The 24,632-nt window shown below is 60.1% G+C and carries 23 protein-coding genes and 2 pseudogenes; 11 read left to right on the top strand and 14 right to left on the bottom strand.

What is annotated here, in order from left to right; translation table 11 throughout:
- Nucleotides 1-93 precede the first annotated feature (93 nt).
- From AACY44_RS00740 to AACY44_RS27585, 5 genes and pseudogenes are all read right to left on the bottom strand, one after another.
- Nucleotides 94-489 (bottom strand): annotated as a pseudogene (locus tag AACY44_RS00740) (PIN domain-containing protein).
- Complete coding sequence (locus AACY44_RS00745) at nt 486-743, bottom strand: AbrB/MazE/SpoVT family DNA-binding domain-containing protein (protein WP_339529625.1); 258 nt, start codon at nt 741-743, stop codon at nt 486-488. The pseudogene AACY44_RS00740 and the gene AACY44_RS00745 overlap by 4 nt, the downstream one beginning before the upstream one ends.
- A 173-nt stretch (nt 744-916) precedes the next feature.
- Nucleotides 917-2,290 carry a nucleotide 5'-monophosphate nucleosidase PpnN gene (ppnN, locus tag AACY44_RS00750; RefSeq protein WP_339414844.1) on the bottom strand — a complete coding sequence of 458 codons (1,374 nt, stop codon included), beginning with the start codon at nt 2,288-2,290 and terminating at the stop codon, nt 917-919.
- 150 nt (nt 2,291-2,440) lie between these two features.
- A pseudogene (locus AACY44_RS27580) lies at nt 2,441-2,620 on the bottom strand (aspartyl/asparaginyl beta-hydroxylase domain-containing protein); the annotation flags it as partial.
- On the bottom strand, nt 2,608-2,784 hold the full coding sequence (locus AACY44_RS27585) for a hypothetical protein (protein ID WP_370467911.1): 177 nt from the start codon (nt 2,782-2,784) through the stop codon (nt 2,608-2,610). The gene AACY44_RS27585 and the pseudogene AACY44_RS27580, both read right to left, overlap by 13 nt.
- 308 nt (nt 2,785-3,092) lie before the next feature.
- Here AACY44_RS27585 and fabV point away from each other — a divergent pair, with 308 nt between their 5' ends.
- On the top strand, nt 3,093-4,286 hold the full coding sequence (fabV, locus tag AACY44_RS00760; protein WP_065874890.1) for an enoyl-ACP reductase FabV: 1,194 nt from the start codon (nt 3,093-3,095) through the stop codon (nt 4,284-4,286).
- Nucleotides 4,287-4,606: 320 nt separating this feature from the next.
- A complete protein-coding gene (locus AACY44_RS00765) occupies nt 4,607-5,230 on the top strand; it encodes an HAD family hydrolase (protein ID WP_339414842.1) in 624 nt (207 codons plus the stop codon).
- On the opposite strand, the gene AACY44_RS00770 is transcribed toward AACY44_RS00765, so the two are convergent.
- Nucleotides 5,227-6,132: a LysR family transcriptional regulator gene (locus AACY44_RS00770; RefSeq protein ID WP_339529627.1), complete on the bottom strand. Its 906-nt coding sequence runs from the start codon at nt 6,130-6,132 to the stop codon at nt 5,227-5,229. The genes AACY44_RS00765 and AACY44_RS00770 overlap by 4 nt on opposite strands.
- Before the next feature lie 102 nt (nt 6,133-6,234).
- On the opposite strand from AACY44_RS00770, the gene AACY44_RS00775 reads away from it, so the two are divergent.
- Nucleotides 6,235-7,413, top strand: coding sequence for an aspartate aminotransferase family protein (locus AACY44_RS00775; RefSeq protein WP_339529629.1), 1,179 nt, complete (start codon nt 6,235-6,237; stop codon nt 7,411-7,413).
- Here the strand turns inward: AACY44_RS00775 and punR are convergent.
- Nucleotides 7,385-8,308, bottom strand: a complete 924-nt coding sequence (punR, locus tag AACY44_RS00780) for a DNA-binding transcriptional activator PunR (protein ID WP_339414839.1) — start codon at nt 8,306-8,308, stop codon at nt 7,385-7,387. The genes AACY44_RS00775 and punR overlap by 29 nt on opposite strands.
- 122 nt (nt 8,309-8,430) lie before the next feature.
- Between punR and punC the strand changes: the two genes are divergently transcribed.
- A complete protein-coding gene (punC, locus tag AACY44_RS00785; protein ID WP_339438672.1) occupies nt 8,431-9,615 on the top strand; it encodes a purine nucleoside transporter PunC in 1,185 nt (394 codons plus the stop codon).
- A gap of 42 nt (nt 9,616-9,657) precedes the next feature.
- On the opposite strand, the gene AACY44_RS00790 is transcribed toward punC, so the two are convergent.
- Nucleotides 9,658-10,491: a nucleoside-binding protein gene (locus AACY44_RS00790; protein WP_339529630.1), complete on the bottom strand. Its 834-nt coding sequence runs from the start codon at nt 10,489-10,491 to the stop codon at nt 9,658-9,660.
- A gap of 158 nt (nt 10,492-10,649) precedes the next feature.
- Here AACY44_RS00790 and AACY44_RS00795 point away from each other — a divergent pair, with 158 nt between their 5' ends.
- Complete coding sequence (locus AACY44_RS00795; protein ID WP_339428398.1) at nt 10,650-12,152, top strand: nucleobase:cation symporter-2 family protein; 1,503 nt, start codon at nt 10,650-10,652, stop codon at nt 12,150-12,152.
- A 625-nt stretch (nt 12,153-12,777) separates the two neighbouring features.
- On the opposite strand, the gene AACY44_RS00800 is transcribed toward AACY44_RS00795, so the two are convergent.
- Both AACY44_RS00800 and AACY44_RS00805 read right to left on the bottom strand, forming a co-directional pair.
- On the bottom strand, nt 12,778-13,710 hold the full coding sequence (locus tag AACY44_RS00800) for a proline iminopeptidase-family hydrolase (protein WP_339414835.1): 933 nt from the start codon (nt 13,708-13,710) through the stop codon (nt 12,778-12,780).
- 91 nt (nt 13,711-13,801) lie between these two features.
- Nucleotides 13,802-14,566, bottom strand: coding sequence for a LuxR family transcriptional regulator (locus AACY44_RS00805; protein WP_065889502.1), 765 nt, complete (start codon nt 14,564-14,566; stop codon nt 13,802-13,804).
- Nucleotides 14,567-14,750: 184 nt separating this feature from the next.
- On the opposite strand from AACY44_RS00805, the gene AACY44_RS00810 reads away from it, so the two are divergent.
- The 6 genes from AACY44_RS00810 to AACY44_RS00835 are packed head-to-tail and all read left to right on the top strand — an operon-like array spanning nt 14,751 to nt 20,914.
- Nucleotides 14,751-15,638 carry a proline iminopeptidase-family hydrolase gene (locus AACY44_RS00810; RefSeq protein ID WP_339456478.1) on the top strand — a complete coding sequence of 296 codons (888 nt, stop codon included), beginning with the start codon at nt 14,751-14,753 and terminating at the stop codon, nt 15,636-15,638.
- A 3-nt stretch (nt 15,639-15,641) separates the two neighbouring features.
- Nucleotides 15,642-16,589 carry an ABC transporter permease gene (locus AACY44_RS00815; RefSeq protein WP_339428399.1) on the top strand — a complete coding sequence of 316 codons (948 nt, stop codon included), beginning with the start codon at nt 15,642-15,644 and terminating at the stop codon, nt 16,587-16,589.
- Entirely contained in the window at nt 16,586-17,443 is an 858-nt protein-coding gene (locus AACY44_RS00820) for an ABC transporter permease (RefSeq protein ID WP_339414832.1), read from the top strand. Before AACY44_RS00815 ends, AACY44_RS00820 begins: the two co-directional genes overlap by 4 nt.
- Complete coding sequence (locus tag AACY44_RS00825) at nt 17,440-18,396, top strand: ABC transporter ATP-binding protein (protein ID WP_339414831.1); 957 nt, start codon at nt 17,440-17,442, stop codon at nt 18,394-18,396. The genes AACY44_RS00820 and AACY44_RS00825 overlap by 4 nt, the downstream gene beginning before the upstream one ends.
- Nucleotides 18,393-19,364 (top strand): ABC transporter ATP-binding protein, encoded by a 972-nt coding sequence (locus AACY44_RS00830; protein ID WP_339414830.1) that lies wholly within the window; start codon nt 18,393-18,395, stop codon nt 19,362-19,364. The genes AACY44_RS00825 and AACY44_RS00830 overlap by 4 nt, the downstream gene beginning before the upstream one ends.
- A gap of 35 nt (nt 19,365-19,399) precedes the next feature.
- Nucleotides 19,400-20,914 carry an ABC transporter substrate-binding protein gene (locus AACY44_RS00835; protein ID WP_339529632.1) on the top strand — a complete coding sequence of 505 codons (1,515 nt, stop codon included), beginning with the start codon at nt 19,400-19,402 and terminating at the stop codon, nt 20,912-20,914.
- A 75-nt stretch (nt 20,915-20,989) separates the two neighbouring features.
- On the opposite strand, the gene AACY44_RS00840 is transcribed toward AACY44_RS00835, so the two are convergent.
- The 4 genes from AACY44_RS00840 to AACY44_RS00855 all read right to left on the bottom strand — a co-directional run bounded on the left by AACY44_RS00840 (nt 20,990) and on the right by AACY44_RS00855 (nt 24,596).
- Nucleotides 20,990-21,730 (bottom strand): YciK family oxidoreductase, encoded by a 741-nt coding sequence (locus AACY44_RS00840; RefSeq protein ID WP_339414828.1) that lies wholly within the window; start codon nt 21,728-21,730, stop codon nt 20,990-20,992.
- A gap of 95 nt (nt 21,731-21,825) precedes the next feature.
- On the bottom strand, nt 21,826-22,497 hold the full coding sequence (gene mupP, locus AACY44_RS00845) for an N-acetylmuramic acid 6-phosphate phosphatase MupP (RefSeq protein ID WP_339428404.1): 672 nt from the start codon (nt 22,495-22,497) through the stop codon (nt 21,826-21,828).
- A gap of 4 nt (nt 22,498-22,501) precedes the next feature.
- Entirely contained in the window at nt 22,502-23,200 is a 699-nt protein-coding gene (ubiG, locus tag AACY44_RS00850; protein WP_017734479.1) for a bifunctional 2-polyprenyl-6-hydroxyphenol methylase/3-demethylubiquinol 3-O-methyltransferase UbiG, read from the bottom strand.
- Nucleotides 23,201-23,264: 64 nt separating this feature from the next.
- Nucleotides 23,265-24,596 carry a TRZ/ATZ family hydrolase gene (locus AACY44_RS00855; RefSeq protein WP_339414826.1) on the bottom strand — a complete coding sequence of 444 codons (1,332 nt, stop codon included), beginning with the start codon at nt 24,594-24,596 and terminating at the stop codon, nt 23,265-23,267.
- Between the last annotated feature and the right edge of the window lie 36 nt (nt 24,597-24,632).

Consider the following 24,632-nt stretch of genomic DNA (forward strand, 5'->3'; position numbering starts at 1 on the left):
CCGAACCTCGCGCAACAGCGCCGAGCTTAGTTGTTCGGTGCCCGGCTCTTTATAGCGTTCGCTTTGACCTGAGTGCCGCTGCAACGGCAAGCCTCAGGTCAGTCGCTTCATGCCTGCCGCCTTCGCAGCCTTCAGATCAAAGGTGGCGGTATATTCGCAGCCAGCGGCATGGGCACAGCGTTCTATCAGGCAGTCCGCAAAATCGGCCTTGCTCGCCGTGAAACGTCGCACGGCCTGCCAGATGATCTCAGCGTGCTCAATGGTCAACTCACGGGTGCGCAACAGCGTTTCCAGAACAGTTACCACATCACTCTTGGCTGACGGGTAACAACTTTGTAAAACCCACACCAGTTCCACCACGGACACCAAACTGACAAAACCTGGTGAAAAGGTGGTGAGCGATTAGATCAGCTCGGATGCCTTGGGCGATTGGACGGGATCATTCTGGGTGACGTAGCGCACCAGCTCATTGGTATCCAGCGCGATCATCCAGCTTTCGCTCCTTGTGCCGCGATGGCGCGGTTCATTTCATCCAGTGAGACGGCGTTGACGGGTTTTCGGATCAGGCCTTTGAGGTCGTGTACGGTGTTGCTCGCTGCCATGATGGAAAATTTACCGTCCTCCATTTCAACGAATTCAACGCGGTCTCCTGTTTCCAGACCCAGGGCGGTTCTGACCTGAACGGGAATGGTGATTTGCCCTTTCGAAGTAAGTGTGGCGGTGGCCATGTTGAAGATCTCCATCGTGATGCTCCTCACCTTAGGTTAAGGATTGATGGTGGACAAGATCCGTTGGTCCATAGGTTGCTCCCTGGTGTGTGTGAGTCGGGACACGTAAAAACCTTAGCCCGACTCACGCCACCTGCACGCTCCAAAAAGCCCTTAAAGCGCTACAACTTATGACTGAAACCGGCGGTTTACTGCGCCACGCGATAGCACGGCACATACGCCGCACCGCCTGGTAGCTTCATACGGTGTTGGGCTACAAACGCCTTCAACAATTCGTCCAGCGGTTTCATGATGGCCGGGTCGCCATGGATCTCATAAGGGCCGTTCTGCTCGATCAGACGGATGCCCTTGTCTTTCACGTTACCCGCCACGATTCCCGAGAAAGCACGGCGCAAATTGGCGGCGAGTTCGTGGGGTGGCAGCGAGTGGCTCAACTGAAGGCTGGCCATGTTTTCGTGGGTCGGGTCGAACGGGCGCTGGAAGCCCTCATCGATTTTCAGCAGCCAGTTGAAGTGGAAGGCGTCGTTACGTTCGCGACGGAACTGCTTCACCGCCTTGAGGCCAATGGTCATCTGGCGGGCCACTTCGGCCGGGTCGTCGATGATGATCTGGTAGTGCGCCTGGGCGGCCTCGCCCAGGGTGGCGCCGACAAATGCGTGCAGTTGTTGCAGGTACGGGGCCGCGTCTTTTGGCCCGGTGAGGATGACCGGGAACGGCAGGTCGCGGTTGTCCGGGTGCATCAGGATGCCCAGCAGGTACAGGAACTCTTCGGCCGTGCCGGCGCCGCCCGGGAAGATGATGATGCCGTGGCCTACACGGACGAAGGCTTCCAGGCGCTTTTCGATATCCGGCAGGATCACCAGCTCATTGACGATCGGGTTCGGCGCTTCGGCGGCGATGATGCCCGGCTCGGTCAGCCCCAGATAGCGCCCGCCGGTGATGCGTTGCTTGGCATGGGCAATGGTCGCGCCTTTCATCGGGCCTTTCATCACGCCAGGGCCGCAGCCGGTGCACACGTCGAGGCTGCGCAGGCCCAGCTCGTGGCCGACCTTCTTGGTGTATTTGTATTCTTCGGTATTGATCGAGTGCCCGCCCCAGCACACTACAATTTTCGGCTCGACACCCGGGCGCAGCGTACGGGCGTTGCGCAGCAGGTGGAATACGTAATCGGTGATGCCCTGGGAATTGCTCAGGTCGATGCGCTGGCTGTCCAGTTCATTCTCGGTATAGACGATGTCACGCAGGGCGCTGAACAGCATTTCGCGGGTGCTGGCGATCATTTCGCCATCGACGAATGCGTCGGCAGGGGCATTCAGCAATTCCAGGCGAACACCGCGGTCCTGCTGGTGGATACGAACCTCAAAATCCTTGTAGGCGTCGAGAATGGTCTTGGCGTTGTCGATGTGCGCGCCAGTGTTGAGGATAGCCAGGGCGCACTGTCGGAACAGGGTGTAGATGCTACCGGAACCGGCTTCGCTCAGTTGCTGCACTTCACGTTGGGACAGGGTTTCGAGGCTGCCCTTGGGGCTGACGGAAGCATTGATGACTTGACGTTGGGGCATTCTTAATCCTTGAAAGCACAGCCACCGCACCCGCACAGGGCCGCGATGGCTTGAGAATGGTGGGCGCCGAATTCGAACGCACGAGACGGATGTTTACCTCAGGCGCGAGGCCAAGCGCAAACACCGTCCAGCACCATAATGCCGCAGAACTTACTGAATCAGCTTCCAGTTTTTGTAGAAAACCCGACGCAGGGTAAAGACCATCCCGGCAAATCCAGCGATTACCGCATTGAGAACCAAGGGCAGCGGGGTCGGCCGCAGAATATCGATAAGCAGGCAGTAACGCTTTGCATCGTTTTTGTTGAAAGACGCATGCATTACCGTGTCATCGAGGGCGCGTCATACAAGCCATTACGCAGTAAATCGTAAAGGCCGCAGATCACTACCAGGCCGAGAAATACCAGGGTGGTCTCGGGGAAAATATCAATAATCAGCAGCACGCCGAATACCCAGGCGACCGATACTGCCTTTTTACGCAAAGCAGGCTTGTTCATCTAACTCAGATCCAGCACGACGCCATTCGACAGGTCCGGATCCGTGGCCGCGAGTGGTGGGTGTTTGACACATATCGAAACAGCTGCGTCATGATAAGGCGTTCGGCGTCTGTTGGCGTTTTAAATAGTGCGAAATTGTTAAGGCTCTACACAGTTTTTAACCCTGGCTGCACTGTGTGGATTGGATTTTGTAAACGGAAGATTTGCGACTATCGTGACGCTTCGGTTTTTCGGACGTCATAGACCGGTACGATTGAAGTTGAATGGCCACCACTGGCCTTCGGCACCTTGGAAGAGGCAGAAATTTTATGATCATCAAACCGCGGGTTCGTGGCTTTATCTGTGTGACCGCTCACCCTGTAGGCTGTGAAGCGAACGTCAAGGAACAGATTGACTACGTCACTGAGCACGGCGCCATCGAAGGCGGCCCGAAGAAGGTGCTGGTTCTCGGCGCATCCACCGGCTATGGCCTGGCCGCGCGTATCAGTGCTGCGTTTGGCTGCGGCGCCGACACCCTGGGCGTGTTTTTTGAAAAAGAAGGCGAAGAAGGCAAGCTGAGCTCCGCTGGCTGGTACAACAGTGCCGCGTTTGAGAAGTTCGCTGTCGAAAAAGGCCTGTACGCCAAGAGCATCAACGGCGACGCGTTCTCCAACGAGATCAAGCGCCTGACCATCGAAACCATCAAGAAAGACCTCGGTAAGATCGACCTGGTCGTCTACAGCCTGGCCGCGCCACGCCGTACCGACCCGCAAGGCGTGGTGCACACTTCCACCCTCAAGCCGATTGGCAAGGCCGTGACCCTGCGCGGTATCAACACCGACAAGGGCGTCGTGGTCGACACCACCCTGGAGCCTGCGACCCAGGAAGAAATCGACGGCACCGTCAAAGTGATGGGTGGCGAAGACTGGCAGCTGTGGATCGACGCCCTGCGTGACGCCGACGTCCTTGCCGAAGGCGCCAAGACCACCGCGTTCACCTACCTCGGCGAGAAGCTGACCCAGGATATCTACTGGAACGGCTCCATCGGCGAAGCCAAGAAAGACCTGGATAAAAAAGTCCTGACCCTGCGCGACAACCTTGCGGCACTCAAGGGCGACGCCCGTGTGTCGGTGCTCAAGGCTGTGGTGACCCAGGCCAGCTCGGCAATCCCGATCATGCCGCTGTACCTGTCGTTACTGTTCAAAGTGATGAAAGAGCAGGGCACCCACGAAGGTTGCATCGAACAAGTATACGGTCTGTTCAAGGACAGCCTGTACGGCAGCCAGCCGAAACTCGACGCAGACGGCCGCCTGCGTGCCGACCTTGCCGAGCTCGAACCTAAAGTCCAGGACGCCGTCGCTGCACTGTGGAACCAGGTCACCGACGACAACGTTAACGAGATCAGCGATTTTGCCGGCTACAAGGCTGAATTCCTGCGCTTGTTCGGCTTTGAAATCGACGGTGTGGACTACGACGCTGACGTCAATCCGACCGTGAAGATCAACGGTCTCATCTCGGCATAAGACGGCTTAGACAGTAGCCTCGATAACCCTGTTATGAGGCTGCTGTTTGTAAGCGCACAGAGCGTCAGCCTTGGCGAAAGGCTGACGCCAGCCGCTCTTGGGCATGGGTGAAACCAGAGCGCTTGATACCGACCACTTCTCTCTCCCAAAGTGGATTGAGTGGCACGTGATAGCCACTGTCCTTGGCCGTTTTTATCAGTTCCGCCATTTTTTTGCTGTGCGCGACCCGTGAAATTATCAGAGCTGTCCTACGCTTGTTTACGTGCGGCGTGGTTTCGCTGGCATGCGAGACTGGCGCATCACACTCAGGGGAGGGACGTATGACAATTCGCGCAGTGGTTTTTGATTTCGGCGGTGTCCTGTTCGATTGGAGCCCGCAGCACCTGTACCGCAAGTTGATTACCGACGATTACGAACGGCAATGGTTTCTCGAGCACATTTGCACCCAGGCCTGGAACACCGAGCAAGATGCCGGTCGCACACTGGCTGAAGGCACCCGCAGCCTGATCGAGCAGTACCCGCATCATGAGCGTTTGATCCAAGCCTATTACGACCGTTGGCACGAGATGCTGCGCGGCCCGCTACCGGAAGGCGTGGCGATCCTCAAGGCGTTGCACCATGTTGATATGCCGCTGTTCGGACTCACCAATTGGTCCGCCGAGACGTTCCCCTATGCACGGGCCAATTACCCGTTCCTGCAGTACTTTCGCGACATTGTGGTGTCCGGCGAACTGAAGATGATCAAGCCTGACGCAGCGATCTACCATGCCAGCCTTAGCCAGGTACGGGCCCACCTACCGAATATCCAGCCGGCTGAAGTGGTGTTTATCGATGATGTCGCCGGCAATATCGACGCGGCCGTCGCCCTCGGTTGGCAAGGTATCCACCACGTATCGGCTGAGCGCACTGCCGCGCGATTGCGTGAGTTGGGCGTGGGCTTCTAGCGTGCCCACTTTTCCATAGCGAAATCGACGAAGGCGCGTAACTTGGGCAAGCGATAACGGTCCTGACCGTAGAGCAGGTGCATCGGGCGGCTGGGCAGTCGATAAGTGGTTAACAAGGCCACCAGCTTGCCACTCTCCAGATCCGGCTGCACCAGTGCATCGGCCAGCATGATGATGCCCATGCCGTTGACAGCCGCCTGGCGCAAGCCTTGCGAGCTGTTGATGGTCAACGAGCCGGACACCGGAACCTCCACCTCCACGCCATCGCCGGTCATGCGCCACAGTTTGTCGGTGTCGCGCCAGTTGTCACTTGCCGGGTAGGCGAACGCCAGGCAGTCGTGCTGGCGCAGGTCATCGGGCGTCTGCGGCGTGCCACGTCGCGCCAGGTAGGCCGGTGACGCGCAGAGCGTTAGGGTGTAGGCCTGCATCGGCCTGGCGATCAGGCTGGAGGCTTCCAGTTCGCCAAGTCGGATCGCGACATCGAAGCCGCTGTCGACCAGGTCCATCCGCTCATTGCTCAGCACCACGTACAGGTTGATCAGCGGGTAGCGTCGGGAAAATTCGCTCAAGGCCGGTGTAAGTTGTTCGGTGCCGAACACGGGTGGGGCGGTGATGCGCAGGGTGCCTTTGGGGATGTCGCTGTTGGCTTGCTCGGCGAGCTGCTCGGAGTCGGCCACCAGCCCCAACACTTCCAGACAGCGCTGATAATACTGCCCGCCAAATTCCGTAAGGCTTTGTTTGCGCGTGGTGCGCTTTAGCAGGCTGACGCCCAGTCGCTGTTCCAGGGCTCGCAGGTGGTTGCCGACCATGGTGGTCGACATGCTGCAGGCCTGGGCCGCTGCGGTCATGCTGCCGGTCTCGACCACCTTAACGTACACCGACATCGCCTGGAACAGGTCCATTATCAAGCCTTGGTTTAAAGTCATTGCAGGAATGCACAGTTTATCCAGTCCAGGTGGCTAACGATACTGCAGCCATCACAACGAAGTACTGGAGCCCGCACCATGACCGCCGCCTGCCTGATGACCACTTACCAACCCTTGGCCCTGAGTTTTACCCGTGGCCTGGGCACACGCTTGTGGGACCAGCAGGGCCGCGAATACCTCGATGCGGTGGCCGGAGTGGCGGTGACCAATGTCGGTCACTCGCACCCCAGGCTGGTGAAGGCGATCAGCGAACAAGCGGGTTTGCTGTTGCATACATCCAACCTCTACAGCATTGGCTGGCAACAGAAGCTGGCCCAGCGCCTCACCCAGTTGTCTGGCCTGGACCGTGCCTTTTTCAACAATTCCGGGGCCGAGGCTAACGAAACAGCGCTGAAGTTGGCGCGGCTGCATGGCTGGAAAAAAGGCATCGAAGCGCCGTTGGTGGTGGTGATGGAAAATGCCTTTCATGGCCGTACGCTGGGCACGATGGCCGCCAGCGATGGGCCATCGCTGCGCTTGGGCTTCCAGCGTTTGCCGGGGGACTTTCTCAAGGTGAGCTTTGGTGATATCGCCGCGATCGAGGCGGTCACAAAAGCGTTTGGCACGCGCATCGCGGCGGTCCTGCTGGAGCCGATCCAGGGCGAAAGTGGCGTACTGCCGCCGCCGCCTGGCTACCTCAAAGCCCTGCGCGATCACTGCACACGCCACGGCTGGCTGATGATGCTGGATGAGATCCAGACCGGCATCGGCCGCACGGGCACCTGGTTTGCCTTCCAGCATGAAGGCATTTTCCCGGACGTGATGACCCTGGCCAAAGGTCTCGGCAATGGCGTACCCATCGGCGCCTGCCTGGCACGGTCCGCCGTGGCGCAATTGTTTACACCGGGCAGTCACGGCAGCACCTTCGGCGGCAACCCATTGGCGTGTCGGGTGGGTTGCACGGTGCTGGACATTATCGAGGAGCAAGGCTTGCTGCAGAACGCGGCGCAGCAGGGTGAGCGTTTGCTCGCGCGGTTGCGGGTGGAGTTGAGTGAGCACTCGCACGTGCTGGCGATTCGCGGGCTGGGTTTGATGATCGGTATAGAGCTGGCCAGTCCTTACCGCGACTTGGCTCTGCGTGCGGCCCAGGAACACGGCCTGCTGATCAACGTGACGCGGGGCAAGGTCATTCGCCTGCTGCCGCCGTTGACCCTGGATGCCAAGGAAGTCGAGATGATCGTGCGCGCCATCACCCGGTTACTGGGTCAGGCCCATTGAGCCATTCCTGATTCATGGTTTCAGTATCTCCCAGGTACTCCAACAACCACGCCATGGCCGGGGACAGTTTGCTCTGCGCCCAAGCCACACACGACGGGCTGGCCGGAAACGGCCGGCTCAATTGCAGCGCCACCAACTCGCCCCGTTCGATCCACGGCAGCACTTGATGCGCCGGCGCCATGCCAACGCACAGGCCATCGCGCAGGCAATCGATCGCCGAGGCCCAGTTCGGCACCACCAGACGCCGCTGGTTATCCAGGGTCCACGTGTCGCGCTTGGGCAGGTTGCGTGAGGTGTCGGTCATGCACAGCGAGGCGAAGGGGCGCAGTTGGTCGTCACTCAGCAACCCTTCGACGCTCGCCAACGGGTGCCGCGCGCTGACCACGCACAGCCAGTTCAACAAGCCCATGTCGCGGAAAGTGAAGTGACTGGCCACTGGCACTGCACTGGTGGCACCGATCACGATGTCAGTGCGCTCATCCGCCAGGGCATCCCACACACCGTTGTACACCTCGTATTCCAGCAGCAATTCCACCTCGGGAAACTGCCGATAGAAATCCAATACCAACTGTCGGCAACGCTGGGGTTTGACGATGGAATCCACCGCCACCTTCAGTTGGCCGCTCCAGCCGTTGGCCACCTGCTGGCACAGCCGCCGCGTGCCGAGCATTTTTTTCATCACGCTCCGGGCCTCGTCTATAAATAAACGGCCGGCAGGTGTCAGTTCTACATCCCGATGGCGTCGCACGAACAGTGGCACCGCCAGCCACTCCTCGAGCTGACGCACGGTGTAGCTGATGGCCGACGGCACCCGGTGTAACTCCTGGGCCGCGGCGCTGAAGCTGCCATGGCGCGCCACGGCATCCACAACATCCAGGGAGTATTCGGACCACATAGCGGCTGCCTTCAAATTTATTGATAAGAATGTCCAATTATTATCGCTTCACACAGAAACTGTCAGCTTCATAATGGGTGCCAGTCAGCAAATAGTTTGATGGCAAGATTAACAAGGCTTCAATGAAAAATTCTTTTGGTTTCATTTGGTATCTGGCGGGGCTGAGCATGCTCGGTTATCTCGCCATGGACATGTATTTGCCAGCGTTCGGCGCGATGGGCGAGCAGTTGCAGATTGGCGCCGGTGCAGTGGGCGCCAGCTTGAGTATTTTCCTCGCCGGCTTTGCGGTGGGGCAGTTGCTGTGGGGGCCGCTGTCGGACCGGTTGGGGCGCAAGCCGATCCTGCTCGCAGGCCTGAGCCTGTTTGTGCTGGGCTGCGCAGGCATGTTCTGGGTCGAGACGGCGCCGCAACTGCTGGCGCTGCGCTTTATGCAGGCGATTGGCGTGTGTGCCGCCGCGGTGAGTTGGCAGGCTCTGGTGATCGACCGTTACCCGGCCGACAAGGCTCACCGCGTGTTCGCCAGCATCATGCCGCTGATGTCGCTGTCACCGGCGTTGGCGCCGCTGTTGGGCGCAATGGTTTTGAATCACTTTGGCTGGCAGGCGATCTTCGGCGTATTGCTGGGGGTGTCGCTGTTGTTGCTGTTGCCGACATTGTTTCTGCGCACCCCTCCGAAACGTCAGGCAGAGAAGAGCGAGCCTTCGCGCCTCGGCTACGGGCAGTTGCTGACTTCTCGCGTGTTTACCGGCAACGTCATGATCTTCGCCGCGTGCTCGGCCAGCTTCTTCGCCTGGCTGACGGCTTCGCCTTTCATCCTTGGCGACATGGGCTACAGCCCGAATGACATCGGGCTGAGCTATCTGCTGCCCACATTAGCGTTTCTGGTGGGTGGCTACAGTTGCCGCAGCGCGCTGCAGCATTTTCAGGGCAAGACGCTATTGCCATGGTTGCTGCTGGCGTATTGCATCAGCATGGTGGCGCTGTACCTGGTTGCCACCTTGACTGTGCCGACGCTGACCACCTTGCTGATGCCGTTCTGCTTGATGGCCCTGGTCAACGGTGCCAGTTACCCCATCGTGGTGGCGAATGCGCTGATGCCGTTTGCGGAAAATTCCGGCAAAGCCGCGGCACTGCAAAACACCCTGCAACTGGGTCTGTGCTTTCTCGGCAGCTTGATCGTGTCATCGATGATCGACCAGCCGCTCCTGATTACCGCCATCGTGATGCTGGCAACCGCGCCGCTGGCGGTGTTGGGGTACTGGTTGGCGCGGCCCAAAAAGGGTAATTCGGCACTGGCACAAGCCTGAAGTGACAATCGGATCCCACACTTGATCGGATTCCTTCAGCGATTAAAAGGTGATTTCCAGATTCACCGTCGGCGTCGATGTGCGGCTACCCCGGCCGCCGTCCACGCCGAACTTGTTATGCCAGTACTCGTAACCCACCCCGAGATACAGGTTTGGCTTCACATTCTTACCCGGTCGCACCGCCACCATCAGCGCCGTGCGCATCAGGGCTTCCGGCGCGGTGTCGCGGCCGTGGTAGTCCTCACCTTTTTCCCCGACATAATTGATAAAGCCCTGGAATTTCGCCGCGTGATTGGCGATCTCGAACGGTCGCATCCAGGTCAGGTTGAGCATGTAGGTATCGTCGAAGGTGTGGTTCGACTCCTGCGCACCGGGGATGCCGGTGTGGTTCCTCTCCTTGTAGTACATCAGGCTCAGGTCCAGCACACCGACGGTGTTGAACTTCAAGGTCGGGCCGATCACCAGCGCGCGTTTTTTTGCTGAAGCGAAATTGTTGTTGCGGTTGGCATCGAAGCCCAACGTCAGCGCGTAATCCTTGACCAGGCCGGTACCCAGCGGCACATCGAATACCCGCGATGCGTACAGCTGGTGGCGGTACACCGCGTACACCTCACTCCCCCCATGATCAGTGCCCTCGCGCGGGTCGCGGCTGTCGGACAGGAACACATCGAGGTTGAGGAAATTGCTGCCGTATCGGTAGCCGCTGGCGTGGGTGAAGCTGTAGATGCGCTTGCTGAATTCGTTGGGGTTATTCGGATTGGTGAACTGCTGGCCGTAGCGAAACCCTACGCTGTTGTTCATCCATTCCACCGCGACGGCCTCCCCGCCGCCGAGCAGGGTGAGTGCAACGGTGGCGCCCTGTAATGCCTTTTTCATTGTCCTGGGTCCTTTGGCGTTCTGGCTCATCACGGCCGAATTGTTTTTGTAACGCCGGCGGAGGGTAACTTGTTCGGGTGATTGTATACAACTCTATGGACATCCAGTCCGGACATTGCATACAGTGACCGCACAACAAAAACAGAGAACCCCTCACCATGACTAACCCGAAGGCGTCACCGCAGCGGCCAGAAGATGAGAATCTCGGCGTCGCCGCTAACATGGCTTACGGCCTGCAACATGTACTCACCATGTACGGCGGCATCGTCGCGGTACCGTTGATCGTCGGCCAGGCGGCCGGGTTGTCGCCGGCGGATATCGGCTTGTTGATTGCCGCATCGTTGTTTGCCGGTGGCCTGGCCACGCTGTTGCAGACCTTGGGCCTGCCGTTATTTGGGTGTCAGTTGCCGCTGGTGCAGGGCGTGTCGTTTGCTGGCGTGGCGACCATGGTGGCGATTGTCGGCAGTGATGGCGCCGGCGGGATACCGGCGATTCTCGGGGCGGTGATGGCCGCGTCGCTTATCGGGTTGCTGATAACCCCGGTGTTCTCTCGGATTACCAAGTTTTTCCCGCCGTTGGTCACGGGCATTGTGATCACCACCATCGGCCTGACCCTGATGCCGGTCGCGGCGCGCTGGGCCATGGGCGGCAACAGTCGCGCTGCGGATTTCGGCAGCATGCCCAATATCGGCCTGGCGGCATTGACCCTGGTGCTGGTGTTGCTGCTGAGCAAAATCGGCAGCGCTACCATTTCACGTTTGTCGATCCTACTGGCAATGGTGATCGGTACGGTGATCGCGGTGTTCCTCGGCATGGCTGACTTCTCCGGGGTGACCCAGGGGCCGATGTTCGGCTTCCCTGCGCCATTCCATTTCGGCATGCCTACCTTCCATGTGGCCGCGATCATCTCCATGTGCATCGTGGTGATGGTGACCTTGGTCGAGACCTCGGCGGACATCCTGGCGGTGGGTGAGATCATTGACACCAAGGTCGATTCCAAACGCTTGGGCAACGGCCTGCGCGCCGATATGTTGTCGAGTATGTTCGCGCCGATCTTTGGTTCGTTCACCCAGAGCGCCTTCGCCCAGAACGTCGGTCTGGTCGCGGTTACCGGGGTGAAGAGCCGTTTTGTAGTGGCCACGGGCGGGCTGTTTCTGGTGATTCTCGGCTTGTTGCCGTTCATGGGACGGGTGATTGCGGCGGTGCCGACATCCGTACTGGGCGGGGCGGGGATTGTGTTGTTCGGTACCGTGGCGGCGAGTGGTATCCGCACTTTGTCCAAGGTGGACTACCGCAACAACATGAACCTGATCATTGTTGCCACCTCCATCGGTTTTGGCATGATCCCCATCGCGGCGCCCAGTTTTTACGATCAATTCCCCAGCTGGTTCGCGACCATCTTTCACTCGGGGATCAGTTCGTCGGCGATCATGGCGATCCTGCTGAACCTGGCGTTCAACCACTTCACCGCTGGTAACTCGGACCAGCAGTCGGTGTTTGTGGCAGGCACAGACCGCAGTTTGAGCGCCCGAGATGTGTCATCACTGCGTGAAGGGGACTATTTCAGGGGCGGCAAATTGTTTGATGCCGAGGGTAAGGAGATTCCGTTGGTGGCGGATGTGGCGAGGAAAGCGCCGAAGACAGAAACCACCGAGGTCTGACGCCGAACAGGGGGGCAGTGTGGGAGCTGGCTTGCCTGCGATAGATAGCAAGGGTGAATTCACCGCCGTCATCGCAGAATAGGTATCTACACAAATATTGGTCGATACCCAAATTTGGCTGCGATGCCGCTTTGGCTTTTGATCTGGCTTGTGATTTTGATCTCAGGCGCCCCGTCAACCACGCTGGCCGAACGCAGGCTTGAATCCGTGGGTAACACGGCAGGACGCCCGGTTAGCCGCACTGGGCCAAGGATGGCCCATTGCGGCGGCCCACGGATTCAAGCCTGCGTTCTGGCACACCGAGCCTGGGCGAGGTGCCGAGTGGTGGGGCGAGGACCTTTTGGTTACTTTTGGGTCCTTCCAAAAGTGACCCGCTGTAAGAGCGGAACCCTAGGAGGCCGTTACCGCAGCAATGGATATGTTCCCCGACCAAAAAACTCTAGCGCCTGACACATAGCCTTCGCGAGCAAGCCCGCTCCCACACTGTGATCGATTTACACCTGATAAGGCTCGATCGACTATCAGGTCGCCACGGGAACAAGCTCCCTCGCCACAGGTTTAACACAGTCCTCAAAAATGTGTAGATACCTATGGTCATCGCAGGCAAGCCAGCTCCCACATTGATTTAGCCAGCTTTGAGTTCTTTGTACTGCGCTGAACACACCTCGTCCAAAAACTTCACCACGGTCCCCATGCACGCCTGGCGTTCTTCCACATGGGGCATGTGGCTGGAGTCTTCAAACAGCGCCCAGCGCACATCGGCAATCTCATCCAGGAACGGTTTGACCACCAGCGGCGTGGCCTCGTCATGGCGACCGGAAATGACCAGAGTGGGTACATTGATCGCCGACAGGCGGCCAATGGATTTCCAGTCCTTCAAGCTGCCGATCACGTGGAACTCGGTTGGGCCGCTCATCGCGTGGTACACCGTCGGGTCTGCGTCGACCTGGGCGAACGTGCGCGCCACTTCTTCCGGCCACGGGTTGACCCGGCACACGTGATGGTCATAGAACACTCGCGAGGCGGCGAGGTATTCCGGGTCATGGTAGGTACCGGCGGCTTCATGCTTGAGCAGGGTTTCATGCACGCCTTCGGGCAACAATTTGCGCAGGCGGTTGGCTTCGCTGACCCAGGTGCGCATGCACGTCGGCGAGTTGGCCGGGATGAAGGCACGCAAGCCTTTAGGCTGCAAAATCGCGTGTTCACTGCCAAGCATGCCGCCCCAGGACTGGCCGAGGATCGCGTAGTTATCGCTGATTTGCAGATGATTCAGCAGGTTGTTCAGTTCTTCCAGGAACAGGCCCACGGTCCAGAAAGACGGATTTTTTTCGGGCAGGTGGGTGGAGCGACCGTTGCCCAGTTGGTCGTAATGGATCACGGCGTGGCCGCTGGCGGCGACGTCCTTGAACGCATCAACATAATCATGGGTGCACCCGGGGCCGCCGTGGATAACCACCAGGGGCGTGCGGCCGCTGCAGAGGTCACCTGTGACGCGGAACCAGGTTTGGTAGGCGCCAAACGCCGCATACCCTTCGCGGATTTTTTCGATGAATTCCATTTCGTACCTGCTCTGAAAAAATGATCAGGCACACGATAAAGCGTGGAAGAAGTTTAAGTAACTAGCAAAACAGCTAGGTTTTGCCGAGGGGTCAGTCTTCCAATAGGCGGTAATGGGTGGCGCGCACCACCGCCTGTACGCGATTCTTGGCCCCCAACTTGTGCATTGCCGAGGCCAGATGCAGGGTGACCACCGCCAGTGAACGGCTCAATTGCGTGGCGATTTCAGCGGCGGTCAGGCCGTCGGCGGCCCATTTGAGGCACTCGCGTTCACGTTTGGTCAGGTGGATATGCGGGTAAGTGCGCAGCTCTTTGCTGAACAGCGGGTAGGCCGCTTCCTGCAGGGCGTGGGAAATCAGGCTGAAATCCGACAAGGTCTGCTGCGCATCCTGCAGGACGTTGCCGGCTTTACCGGTACGCAGGCCGGTCAGCGAGGCGAAGCCGCCACGGGGCAGGTGAATGGGCACGCTGACGCCGCAGGTCAGTTGTTGGTCGTGCAGATAGGATGAAACGGGGGCGTGGCAGGGATCGATGATCTTTTGCAGAGGGGTATCGGCCTTGATGTCGTAGGACCAAACAAACGGCGACACCGTGCTCAGGGCCAGGTGTTGCACCGGGTCGATCTGGTAGAACCCTTCGCTGCACCACAAGCTATGCCAGCCCGGCGGGGTATTGCGCAGTTCGAGCACCGAGGGGGTGATCAATGCACCATCCTGGTCGATTGGCACCGGGGTGTAGTCATACACCAGTGCATCGAAACCCAACTGCTGGGCGAGGATGAATGTGTTGTCCATCTGCTCATCCAGGCTCCTGCCCGGCATCAGACGGTGATTTAAGGCAGTCAGCTTGGCCAGCATCCGTTCTGCTCCCGAATTCATTTGAATCTCGACTTGCTGCAAGTAGAATGCCACGCCCCGGCGAAGGACTGCCAGGCCCAAACCTATAAGAAATGCTAGGTTATGGACGCGCGGCATCCTCGGTAGTGTTGGCCTGATAAACGGCCGCTACCTGCCAGGCCGACACAACACAAGGAATGTATGCATGTGGCGTGAAATTGCCCCCGACCAGCAGTACAACGTGCAAGTCGACGGCCATGACCTCGTGGTCTACAGCTTCGGCGAAGGCGATGAGGTGCTGTTGTGCCTCAACGGCGGGCCCGGCCTGCCGTGTGACTACTTGCGCGACGCCCATGGCTGGCTCAAAGACCATAACCTGCGAGTGGTTGCATTCGACCAGCTTGGCACGGGCGCATCAGCCAGACCGACCGACGTTTCGCTGTGGGAAATCGGCCGTTATGTCGAAGAAGTCGAAACCGTGCGCCAGGCACTGGGCCTGGGCCGCGTGCATTTGCTCGGGCATTCATGGGGCGGCTGGCTCGGTATCGAATACGCCATCCATTACCCCGATGTGCTGAAAAGCCTGATCCTCGAAAACACCGTGGGTGACATTCCACACCTGTCCCAGGAACTGGAACGCCTGCGCGGCGCCCTTGGCAGCGAAACCGTGGCCATGATGCAACGCCATGAAGCCATGGGCACCCTCGACCACCCGCAGTACCAGGCCGCGATCACCTTGCTCAACTATCGCCACGTGTGCCGTCTCGACGAATGGCCCGCGCCGGTCAAGCGTTCCCTCGACGACTGGAACATGGGCCCCTACGAAACCATGCAGGGCCCCAACGAATTCCTCTACATCGGCAACCTCAAGGATTGGAACCGCATCCCTGAGATGGCCGCGTTCAAGATGCCCCTGCTGATCACCACCGGCCAGCACGACGAACTCACCCCGGCCTGCGCCCTGCGCATGAAGATGGCGGCCAAACACGCCGAATTGCACGTATTTCCCAACAGCAGCCATATGCCCTTTTATGAGGAACCCCAGGCGTATTTCCCGGTGTTGCTGGACTTCCTCACGCGTCACCGAGGCTGACGGATGAACCTGGCACGTTATCGTTTTGTGCTGTCCCGGCCGCTGCAATTGCTGCCGGTGCTGTTTGGCATCAGCCTGATCACCTTTGTGCTGGTGCGCTCGATCCCCGGCGACCCGGCGCGCGCGCTGCTGGGTTCGCGCAGCACGCCCGACGCCTTGCTGAAAATCCGCGCCCAGTTCGGCCTCGACCAACCTGTGTGGCTGCAATATTTCTACTTCCTGAAAAACCTGCTCAAGGGCGACCTCGGTCAATCGCTGCTGTACAAGGTCGACGCGCTCAAGCTGATCGTCACGCGCATCGAGCCGACGCTGGTGCTGGTGCTCGGCAGCGTGGTGCTGGCGCTGCTGATCGCGGTGCCGCTGGCCACCGTGGCCGCGCGTAACAAAGGTGGCTGGGCGGATAAGCTGATCCGCGTGTTCACGACGGTCGGCCTGGGCATGCCGGCGTTCTGGCTGGGCTTGATGTTGATCTTGTTGCTGAGTGTGCAGTGGGGGCTGTTTCCGGTATCGGGTTACGGGCGGACCTGGCTGGACAAGGCGCACCACATGGTTCTGCCGTGCCTGACGATCGCCCTGGCCCTGTCGGCGGTGCTGGTGCGCAACCTGCGGGCGAGCATGTTGATGGAGTTGCAAGCCGACCACGTCACCGCCGCCCGGGCGCGCGGGTTGTCGGAAGCTGCGGTGTTTCGCCGCCATGTGCTGCCCAATTCGCTGGTACCGGCCGTCAACCTGCTGGCGGTGAATATCGGCTGGTTGATCAGCGGCACGGTGGTGATCGAAAGCCTGTTTGCCATCCCCGGGATCGGCCAGTTGCTGGTGCGCGGGATCTTCACGCGCGACTACATGGTCGTGCAGGGCGTGGCCATGGTGCTGGCGTGCGCGACCGTGGTGGTCAACTTCCTGGCTGACGTGGCCACTGTCGCCCTCGACCCACGGGTGAAGATGCAATGAGCACTCGCCCCTTGATTGCGCCATGGCGTTTGCGTCTGCGGTTTGGTTTTCGCAACGGCCGGCTGACCGCTGCCTGGGGTTTGTTGATTCTGCTGCTGTGGTTGGCGCTGGCGCTGTTTGCGCCGTGGATCGCGCCTTATGACCCGATTGCGCAAAACACGGACTTCAGTTTGCTCGGCCCAAACCTTGCCCATCCATTCGGCACGGACAACTATGGTCGAGACATTCTTTCGAGGGTGATCTGGGGCGCGCGCATCGATTTGCAACTGGCGATCGTTGGGGTGATCTTCCCGTTCCTGATCGGCACCTTTGTCGGCGCGGTTTCAGGCTATATCGGTGGGCGTTTCGACAGCTTCTGCATGCGCCTGATCGATGTGATTCTGGCATTCCCCTTCCTGGTGCTGATGCTGGCAATCATGGCCATCCTCGGTCCGGGCTTGAAGAGCTTCTATATCGCCATGGCGCTGGTGGGTTGGGTGTCTTACGCGCGGCTGATCCGCTCGCAGATCCTGGTGCTCAAGGAGAGCGACTTCGCCCTGGCCGCCAAGAGCCTGGGCTTTGGTCACGGGCGGATTCTGTTCCGGCATCTGCTGCCGAATGCGATGTTCGGCTCGATTGTGTTTTCCATGTCTGACGCGGTGCTGGTACTGCTTAATGGCGCCGCTGTGAGCTACCTGGGCCTGGGCGTTCAACCGCCGACCGCCGAATGGGGAACGATGGTGGCCGAGGGGCAAGCCTTTATCACAACCGCTTGGTGGATCTGCACCTTTCCGGGGCTGGCCATCGTGACGCTGGCCATGGGCTTCAGCTTGCTGGCTGATGGCGTGGCGCAAGTGCTGGGGGATCGCTCATGAGCCTGCTGCAAGTACGCGACCTCAGCGTGATTGCCAACAATACCGGGCGTGATGTAACCCTGGTCGACCGTGTGTCCTTCGACCTGGCTGAAGGTGAAATCCTCGGCCTGGTCGGGGAGAGTGGCTCAGGCAAGACCATGGCGTGTCGCGGCCTGATGCGCCTGTTGCCGTCGCCTGCGCTGCGCGTGCAAGGTGGCGCGGTTCGGTTGGCCGGCCAGGATCTGCTGCCACTCGATGACGCCGGCATGCGTGCCGTGCGCGGCGGCCAACTGGGCATGATCTTCCAGAACCCCAGCAGCCACCTCGACCCGCTGATGCGTATCGGCGAGCAGATTGCCGAGGGCATTCGCCTGCACCAAGGCGTGTCGAAAAAAGACGCGCGGCTGCAAGCCATCGAGGTGTTGCGCCAGGTTGGCATCCCCGATCCCCAAGCGCGGGTCGACAACTACCCCCACGAGTTTTCCGGCGGCATGCGCCAGCGCGCGATGATCGCGGTGGCGCTGGGCTGCAACCCGAAAGTGCTGATTGCCGACGAGCCGACCACGGCCCTGGATGTAACGGTGCAGGCGCAAATCCTGCGGTTGCTGCTGGAGCTGCGTGATAAACGCGGTCTGTCGATCATCATGATCACTCACGACCTCGGCGTGGTTGCGCAAACCTGCGACGCCATCGCCGTGATGTACGCCGGGCGCCTGTGCGAACACGGCAGCAAATACGAACTGCTGGCGCATCCGCAACACCCGTACACCGCTGGCCTGATCGACTGCCAGCCCGCCCACAGCAGCGGCCACGCCTTGCTGCGCACGATTCCCGGGCAGCCGCCGTTGCTGGACGCCTTGCCCGCCGGCTGCCGGTTCAACCCGCGTTGCCCGCAGGTCGGCGCCTTGTGCACCGAGGTGCTGCCGGAAGGCGCGCGAGTCGCCTGTCATTACCCTTTGGGAGCGCACCCATGAGCCTGTTGCAGATCAAGGACCTTGAGGTGAAGTTTGCCGCGTCCGGCACGGGGTTGTTCGGCCTGAACAAGCAGTGGGTGAGGGCGGTGAACGGCGTGTCGCTGGACCTGGCGGCGGGTGAAACCCTGGGGTTGGTCGGCGAGTCCGGCAGCGGCAAGAGCACCTTGGGCCGGGCGGTGTTGCACCTCAACCCGATCAGCGCCGGACAGGTGTTGTTTGACGGCATCGACATGGCCCACGGCAGCGCCATCGATATCACTCGCCTGCGCCATGAAACCGCGATGATCTTCCAGGACCCGTACGCCGCACTGAATCCACGCCACACCATCGGTGAAACCATCGCCGAAGTGTTGCGCGTGCAGCGCAAGGTGGCGCCGGATCAGATCCCCGCTCGCGTCAACGAGCTGCTCGACCTGGTCGGGCTGCGCCCCGAACTCGCCAGCCGCAGACCCGGCTCCCTCAGTGGCGGCCAATGCCAGCGCGTCGGCATTGCCCGGGCATTGGCGGTAGAGCCACGGCTGATCATCGCCGATGAATGCGTGGCGGCGCTGGACGTGTCGATCCAGGGCCAGATCATCAACCTGCTGCTGGAACTGCAACAGCGTATGAACCTGGCGATCCTGTTTATCGCCCATGACCTGGCCATCGTGCGGCGCCTGTGCAACCGCGTTGCGGTGATGTACCTGGGCAAGATTGTCGAGGAAGGACCGGTGGAAGCGGTCTTCACTTCGCCACGGCATCCTTACACGGCGGCCTTGATCCAGGCGATTCCAGAGATTGATCCGCATCGGCCGTTGCCTACGGAGCCCTTGCCGGGTGAGCCACCCAGCCCGCTGAATTTGCCTACCGGTTGCGCCTTTCACCCGCGTTGCCGGCACGCTCGAGCCATGTGTTCCGAGGTGTTGCCGCCAACGCATTTCCTGCACGAGCATCGATACAGTTGCGTGCTTGAAGAACCTTTGCTTTGACCCTTACCTGCCATTCATTAACAAGGAGTTGTGATATGCAAACGCGCCACTTGAAGTTGCTCGCCGCCGCTACGTTGACCGCTTGGTCCCTGACTGCTGGGTTGGCACACGCCGCCGGCGTCCTGACCATCGGCTGCCGCGAGGACAGCACCACGTTCGACCCGATCAAAAGCGCGCAAAACCGCGACACGTGGGTATTCGCCAACGTCTACGACACCCTGGTGCGCGTCGATAACCTGGGCACCAAGATGGAGCCGGGGTTGGCAGAAAGCTGGGATATTTCCAAGGATGGCCTGACCTACACCTTCAAGCTGCGCGACGCGAAGTTCTCGGATGGCTCGCCGATTACCGCTGAGGATGCGGCGTTCAGCCTGTTGCGTATCCGCGACAACAAAGCCTCGCTGTGGGCTGATCCGTTCAACTTGATCAACACCGCCAAGGCGGCCGATCCGAAAACCCTGGTGGTCACCCTCAAGACGCCGGCTGTCGCTTTTCTCTCGCAACTGGCGTCGCCGACGGTGTCGATCCTGTCGGAAAAGGCCATGACCAAAATGGGTGAAGACGCCTACTCGGAAAACCCGGTGACGTCCGGCGCGTTTACCGTAGACGAGTGGCGCAAGGGTGATCGCGTCATCCTGAAAAAGAACCCGAACTTCTGGCAGGCCAAGAACGTCAGTCTCGATGGCGTGGAGTGGGTCTCCGTCACCGACGACAATACACGCATGCGCATGGTGCAGAACGACGAGCTGGACGCAGCGATCTTCGTACCGTTCTCGCGGGTTGAAGAGCTGAAGAAAGACAAGAACGTGGTGATCCACTCCGACCCGTCCACCCGCGAAGATCACCTGTTGATCAACCACGCTCACGGCCTGCTGGCCAAGCATGAAGTACGCGAGGCGCTGGACATGGCCATTGATAAACAATCGCTGGTGAAAGCCGCCACTTACGGTCAAGGCACCGTGGCCTATTCATACATCCCGAAGGGCTCGCTGTTCCACTACGCCAACAACTTGCAACGCCCGTATGACCCGACGGCCGCCAAGAAGCTGCTGGAGGCTGCGGGTGCCAAGGACTTGAAGCTTAACTACGTGGTCAACGCCGGCAACGAAGCCGACGAGCAGATTGCGGTGATCATCAAGGACCAGCTGGCCAAGGTCGGCGTGACCGCCAACCTGCAAAAGGTCGACCCGACCCAAAGCTGGCAGATGCTGGTGGACGGGGAATACGATATTTCGGTGATGTACTGGACCAACGACATCCTCGACCCGGACCAGAAGACCACCTTCGTACTGGGCCATGACACCAACCAGAACTACATGACCCGTTACAAGAACGACAAGGTCAAGGAGTTGGTGGCGGCCGCGCGGATCGAGGCCGACCCGGCCAAGCGTGAGCAGATGTATGTCGAACTGCAGAAACTGGCGAAACAGGACGTGAACTGGATCGACTTGTACTACAGCCCGTACATCAACATCTCACGCAAAAATGTGAGCAACTTCCTGCAAAACCCGCTGGGCCGTTTCACTCTCGAAGAGGTGGTGAAAAACTAAAGAGCGCTGCAATACCAATGTGGGAGCGGCGGTCGCACCGCTGCTCCCACATTTGGTTCTGTGTTGTGTCAGATATTATTGCGCGTCAAACGCTTGCCCATTGATCCCCGCACTGTCCGGCCCCATCAGGTACAAATACACCGGCATGATCTCTTCCGGCGCAGGCCGTTCCATCGGGTTTTCCCCCGGATACGCCTGGGCCCGCATGCTGGTGCGCGTACCGCCCGGGTTGATGCTGTTAGCGCGTACCGCCGCCACGTCTTCGAGCTCGTCGGCCAAGGTCTGCATCAGGCCCTCAGTGGCAAACTTCGACACACCGTAAGCCCCCCAATACGCCCGGCCTTTACGCCCGACGCTGCTGGAGGTGAACACCACCGACGCATCCTGGGACAGCTTCAGCAGCGGCAGTAGGGTGCTGGTCAGCATGAACATCGCGTTGACGTTCACGTGCATCACGCGCATGAAATTCTCACCGGACAACTGCTCGATCGGCGTGCGTGGGCCGATGATCGACGCGTTGTGCAGCAGGCCGTCGAGGTGGCCGAATTCGTTCTCGATCATCGCGGCCAGCTCATCGTATTGATGGGGCAGGGCAGTCTCCAGGTTGAACGGAATCACCACCGGTTGCGGGTGGCCCGCGGCTTCGATTTCGTCGTAGACCTGGGCCAGGTTGGCCTCGGTCTTGCCCAGCAGCAGCACGGTCGCGCCATGGGCGGCGTAGGTTTTTGCCGCCGCCGCGCCAATCCCGCGACCGGCACCGGTCACCAGGATTATCCGGCCTTTGAGCAGTTCTGGACGTGCGGAGTAATCAAACATAAATAGCCTCGACAGAATTCAAGGTGATACAGCTTTCAATGTGGAATCCAATTCCTGTGGGAGCTGGCTTCAGTGTTTGCAGGGGCGGCAAACAATCAGCAACTGCACAGCGCGTTATCCAGCACCTTGCGCAGCTCCAGCGGGTGATCCACCACGACATCGGCGCCCCAATGACGCGGGTTGTCGTCCGGGTGGATGTAGCCGTAAGTGACCGCCGCCGTGCGGGTGCCGGCATCACGGCCGGATTCGATATCGCGCAGGTCATCGCCCACGAACAACACGCTGGCCGGGTCCAGGCCGAGCATCTTGCACGCCAGGATCATCGGCTCCGGGTCCGGCTTGCTGTGTTTCACATGGTCCGGGCAGATCAGCAGGGCCGAACGCTCGGCCAGGCCCAGTTGCTGCATGATCGGCTCGGCAAAGCGCAGCGGCTTGTTGGTGACCACGCCCCAGATCAGATGGGCCTTCTCGATGTCTTCGAGCAACTCGGCCATGCCATCGAACAGTTTGCTATGGATCGCGCAGCCCTTGACGTAGCGCTCGAGGAACTCCAAGCGCAATTCTTCAAAACCTGGGGATTCCGGGTCCATGGAAAAGGTCACGGCGACCATCGCTCGCGCACCGCCGGAGATTTCATCGCGGATGTGCTGGTCGTTGATCGGCGCCAGGCCGCGGTCGGCGCGCATGGCCTGGCAGATGGCGATAAAGTCCGGCGCGGTATCCAGCAAGGTACCGTCCATATCGAAGAGAACCGCTCGCAACTTCACAGGCTTACTCCTCGCGCAGGGTCTGGATCATGTAGTTGACGTCCACGTCGCTGGCCAGCTTGTAGTGCTTGGTCAGCGGGTTGTAGGTCAGGCCGATGATGTCCTTGACGGTCAGCCCGGCCTGGCGGCTCCAGGCACCCAGCTCGGACGGGCGGATGAATTTCTTGAAGTCATGGGTGCCGCGCGGCAGCAGCTTCATGATGTATTCCGCGCCGATGATCGCGAACAGGTAGGCCTTGGGGTTGCGGTTGATGGTGGAGAAAAACACCTGGCCGCCCGGCTTGACCATACGGAAGCACGCGCGGATCACCGAGGACGGGTCCGGCACGTGCTCGAGCATCTCGAGACAGGTGACCACGTCGAACTGCTCGGGCATTTCTTCGGCCAGGTCTTCGGCGGTGATCTGGCGGTATTCGACGTTGACGCCGGATTCCAGCTGGTGCAACTGGGCCACGGCCAATGGGGCTTCGCCCATGTCGATGCCCATCACGGTCGCGCCGCGCTGCGCCATGGCTTCGCTGAGGATGCCGCCGCCGCAACCTACATCCAGAACCTTCTTGCCGGCCAGGTTGACGCGCTCGTCAATCCAGTTGACGCGCAGCGGGTTGATGTCGTGCAGGGGTTTGAACTCGCTCTCGCGGTCCCACCAGCGGTGAGCCAGGGCTTCGAATTTGGCGATTTCGGCGTGGTCGACGTTGCTCATGGTGAATCCTCTAAATCTGATAAATCGGTTGGCCGTTTCTGAACGTCAGGGTTCAAAACCGGCGTTATTCGCTGTGCCCGCTGATGCGTTGGCCCCAGGCAATGGCCGTGGCGGTCAACTGTTGTTCATCCATGCAGGTCAATTGCCGGTCGTCGAGCAACTGCTTGCCGGCGACCCAAAGGTGTTTCACACAATCGCGTCCGGTGGCATATATAAGTTGTGAGACCGGATCGTAGATCGGTTGTTGCGCCAGCCCCGACAGATCGAAGGCGACCATATCCGCCGCCTTGCCCACTTCCAGCGAGCCAATCTCGCTTTCCAGGCCCATGGCCCGCGCGCCATTGAGCGTCGCCATGCGCAGGGCGCGGTGGGCATCCAGCGCGGTGGCTGAACCGGCGACGGCCTTGGCCAGCATCGCGGCGGTGCGGGTTTCGCCCAGCAGGTCGAGGTCATTGTTGCTGGCGGCGCCATCGGTGCCGATGGCCACATTGACGCCAGCCTGCCATAACCGCTCCACCGGGCAAAAGCCGCTGGCCAGTTTCAGGTTCGATTCCGGGCAATGGATGACGCTGGTGTTACTTTCTACCAGCAAAGCCAAGTCGTCCTCGCTGATTTGGGTCATATGAACGGCCTGGAAGCGCGGGCCCAGCAGGCCGAGTCGACCCAGGCGTGCCAGGGGGCGCTCGCCGGTCTGCTCAACCGCTTGCTGCACTTCAAAGGCGGTTTCGTGAACATGCATATGAATCGCTGCATCCAGCTCCTCGGCGATTACCCGGATTTTTTCCAGGTTGTCGTCGCACACCGTGTAGGGCGCGTGCGGGCCGAAGGTGATTTTGATGCGCGGGTGGTGCTTGAGGTCGCCGAACAGCTCGACACCCTGGCGGATCGCCTCATCGGCGGTGCTGGCGCCGGGGATCGGGAAGTCGAGGATCGGAATCGCGATCTGCGCGCGCATGCCGCTGTTGTGCACGCAGTCACTGGCGACCTTGGGGTAGAAGTACATGTCGGAAAAGCAGGTAATGCCACCTTTGAGCTGTTCGGCGATGGCCAGGTCGGTGCCATCACGTACGAAGGCTTCATCGACCCACTTGGCTTCGGCGGGCCAGATGTGTTTTTCCAGCCAGGTCATCAGTGGCAAATCGTCGGCCAGGCCGCGAAACAGGCTCATCGCCGCATGCCCGTGGGCGTTGATCAGGCCGGGGCTGAGCAGCATGCCCGGCAGTTCGCGCACCTCAACGGCCGAAAGCTTCAAGGCCGCGGCCCGTGGCCCGATAAAGGCAATGCGCCCATCGCGGATGCCCAGACCATGCTCCTTGAACACCACGCCGGCAGGTTCGACAGGTACCAGCCAGGTTGGCAGCAACAACAAGTCGAGCGGGGCGGCAGTGGCGGTCATCGCAGGCTTCTTCCCAGGCAGCTATAAAAGAAGGGC

It is taken from the genome of Pseudomonas sp. RA_15y_Pfl1_P11 (assembly GCF_963970975.1).
In the GTDB taxonomy this organism is placed as follows: Bacteria; Pseudomonadota; Gammaproteobacteria; order Pseudomonadales; family Pseudomonadaceae; genus Aquipseudomonas; species Aquipseudomonas tritici.

Excerpts from the sequence above, each read along its gene's own strand:
- AACY44_RS00775 (WP_339529629.1), top strand. The coding sequence starts at position 6,235 with ATGACCGCCGCCTGCCTGATGACCACTTACCAACCCTTGGCCCTGAGT.
- AACY44_RS00745 (WP_339529625.1), bottom strand. The coding sequence starts at position 743 with ATGGAGATCTTCAACATGGCCACCGCCACACTTACTTCGAAAGGGCAA.
- AACY44_RS27585 (WP_370467911.1), bottom strand. The coding sequence starts at position 2,784 with ATGAACAAGCCTGCTTTGCGTAAAAAGGCAGTATCGGTCGCCTGGGTA.
- punR (WP_339414839.1), bottom strand. The coding sequence starts at position 8,308 with ATGTGGTCCGAATACTCCCTGGATGTTGTGGATGCCGTGGCGCGCCAT.
- fabV (WP_065874890.1), top strand. The coding sequence starts at position 3,093 with ATGATCATCAAACCGCGGGTTCGTGGCTTTATCTGTGTGACCGCTCAC.
- AACY44_RS00770 (WP_339529627.1), bottom strand. The coding sequence starts at position 6,132 with ATGGACCTGTTCCAGGCGATGTCGGTGTACGTTAAGGTGGTCGAGACC.
- punC (WP_339438672.1), top strand. The coding sequence starts at position 8,431 with ATGAAAAATTCTTTTGGTTTCATTTGGTATCTGGCGGGGCTGAGCATG.
- AACY44_RS00790 (WP_339529630.1), bottom strand. The coding sequence starts at position 10,491 with ATGAAAAAGGCATTACAGGGCGCCACCGTTGCACTCACCCTGCTCGGC.
- ppnN (WP_339414844.1), bottom strand. The coding sequence starts at position 2,290 with ATGCCCCAACGTCAAGTCATCAATGCTTCCGTCAGCCCCAAGGGCAGC.
- AACY44_RS00820 (WP_339414832.1), top strand. The coding sequence starts at position 16,586 with ATGAGCACTCGCCCCTTGATTGCGCCATGGCGTTTGCGTCTGCGGTTT.
- AACY44_RS00835 (WP_339529632.1), top strand. The coding sequence starts at position 19,400 with ATGCAAACGCGCCACTTGAAGTTGCTCGCCGCCGCTACGTTGACCGCT.
- AACY44_RS00815 (WP_339428399.1), top strand. The coding sequence starts at position 15,642 with ATGAACCTGGCACGTTATCGTTTTGTGCTGTCCCGGCCGCTGCAATTG.
- AACY44_RS00795 (WP_339428398.1), top strand. The coding sequence starts at position 10,650 with ATGACTAACCCGAAGGCGTCACCGCAGCGGCCAGAAGATGAGAATCTC.
- AACY44_RS00800 (WP_339414835.1), bottom strand. The coding sequence starts at position 13,710 with ATGGAATTCATCGAAAAAATCCGCGAAGGGTATGCGGCGTTTGGCGCC.
- ubiG (WP_017734479.1), bottom strand. The coding sequence starts at position 23,200 with ATGAGCAACGTCGACCACGCCGAAATCGCCAAATTCGAAGCCCTGGCT.
- AACY44_RS00855 (WP_339414826.1), bottom strand. The coding sequence starts at position 24,596 with ATGACCGCCACTGCCGCCCCGCTCGACTTGTTGTTGCTGCCAACCTGG.
- AACY44_RS00830 (WP_339414830.1), top strand. The coding sequence starts at position 18,393 with ATGAGCCTGTTGCAGATCAAGGACCTTGAGGTGAAGTTTGCCGCGTCC.
- AACY44_RS00765 (WP_339414842.1), top strand. The coding sequence starts at position 4,607 with ATGACAATTCGCGCAGTGGTTTTTGATTTCGGCGGTGTCCTGTTCGAT.
- AACY44_RS00825 (WP_339414831.1), top strand. The coding sequence starts at position 17,440 with ATGAGCCTGCTGCAAGTACGCGACCTCAGCGTGATTGCCAACAATACC.
- AACY44_RS00840 (WP_339414828.1), bottom strand. The coding sequence starts at position 21,730 with ATGTTTGATTACTCCGCACGTCCAGAACTGCTCAAAGGCCGGATAATC.
- AACY44_RS00810 (WP_339456478.1), top strand. The coding sequence starts at position 14,751 with ATGTGGCGTGAAATTGCCCCCGACCAGCAGTACAACGTGCAAGTCGAC.
- AACY44_RS00805 (WP_065889502.1), bottom strand. The coding sequence starts at position 14,566 with ATGCTGGCCAAGCTGACTGCCTTAAATCACCGTCTGATGCCGGGCAGG.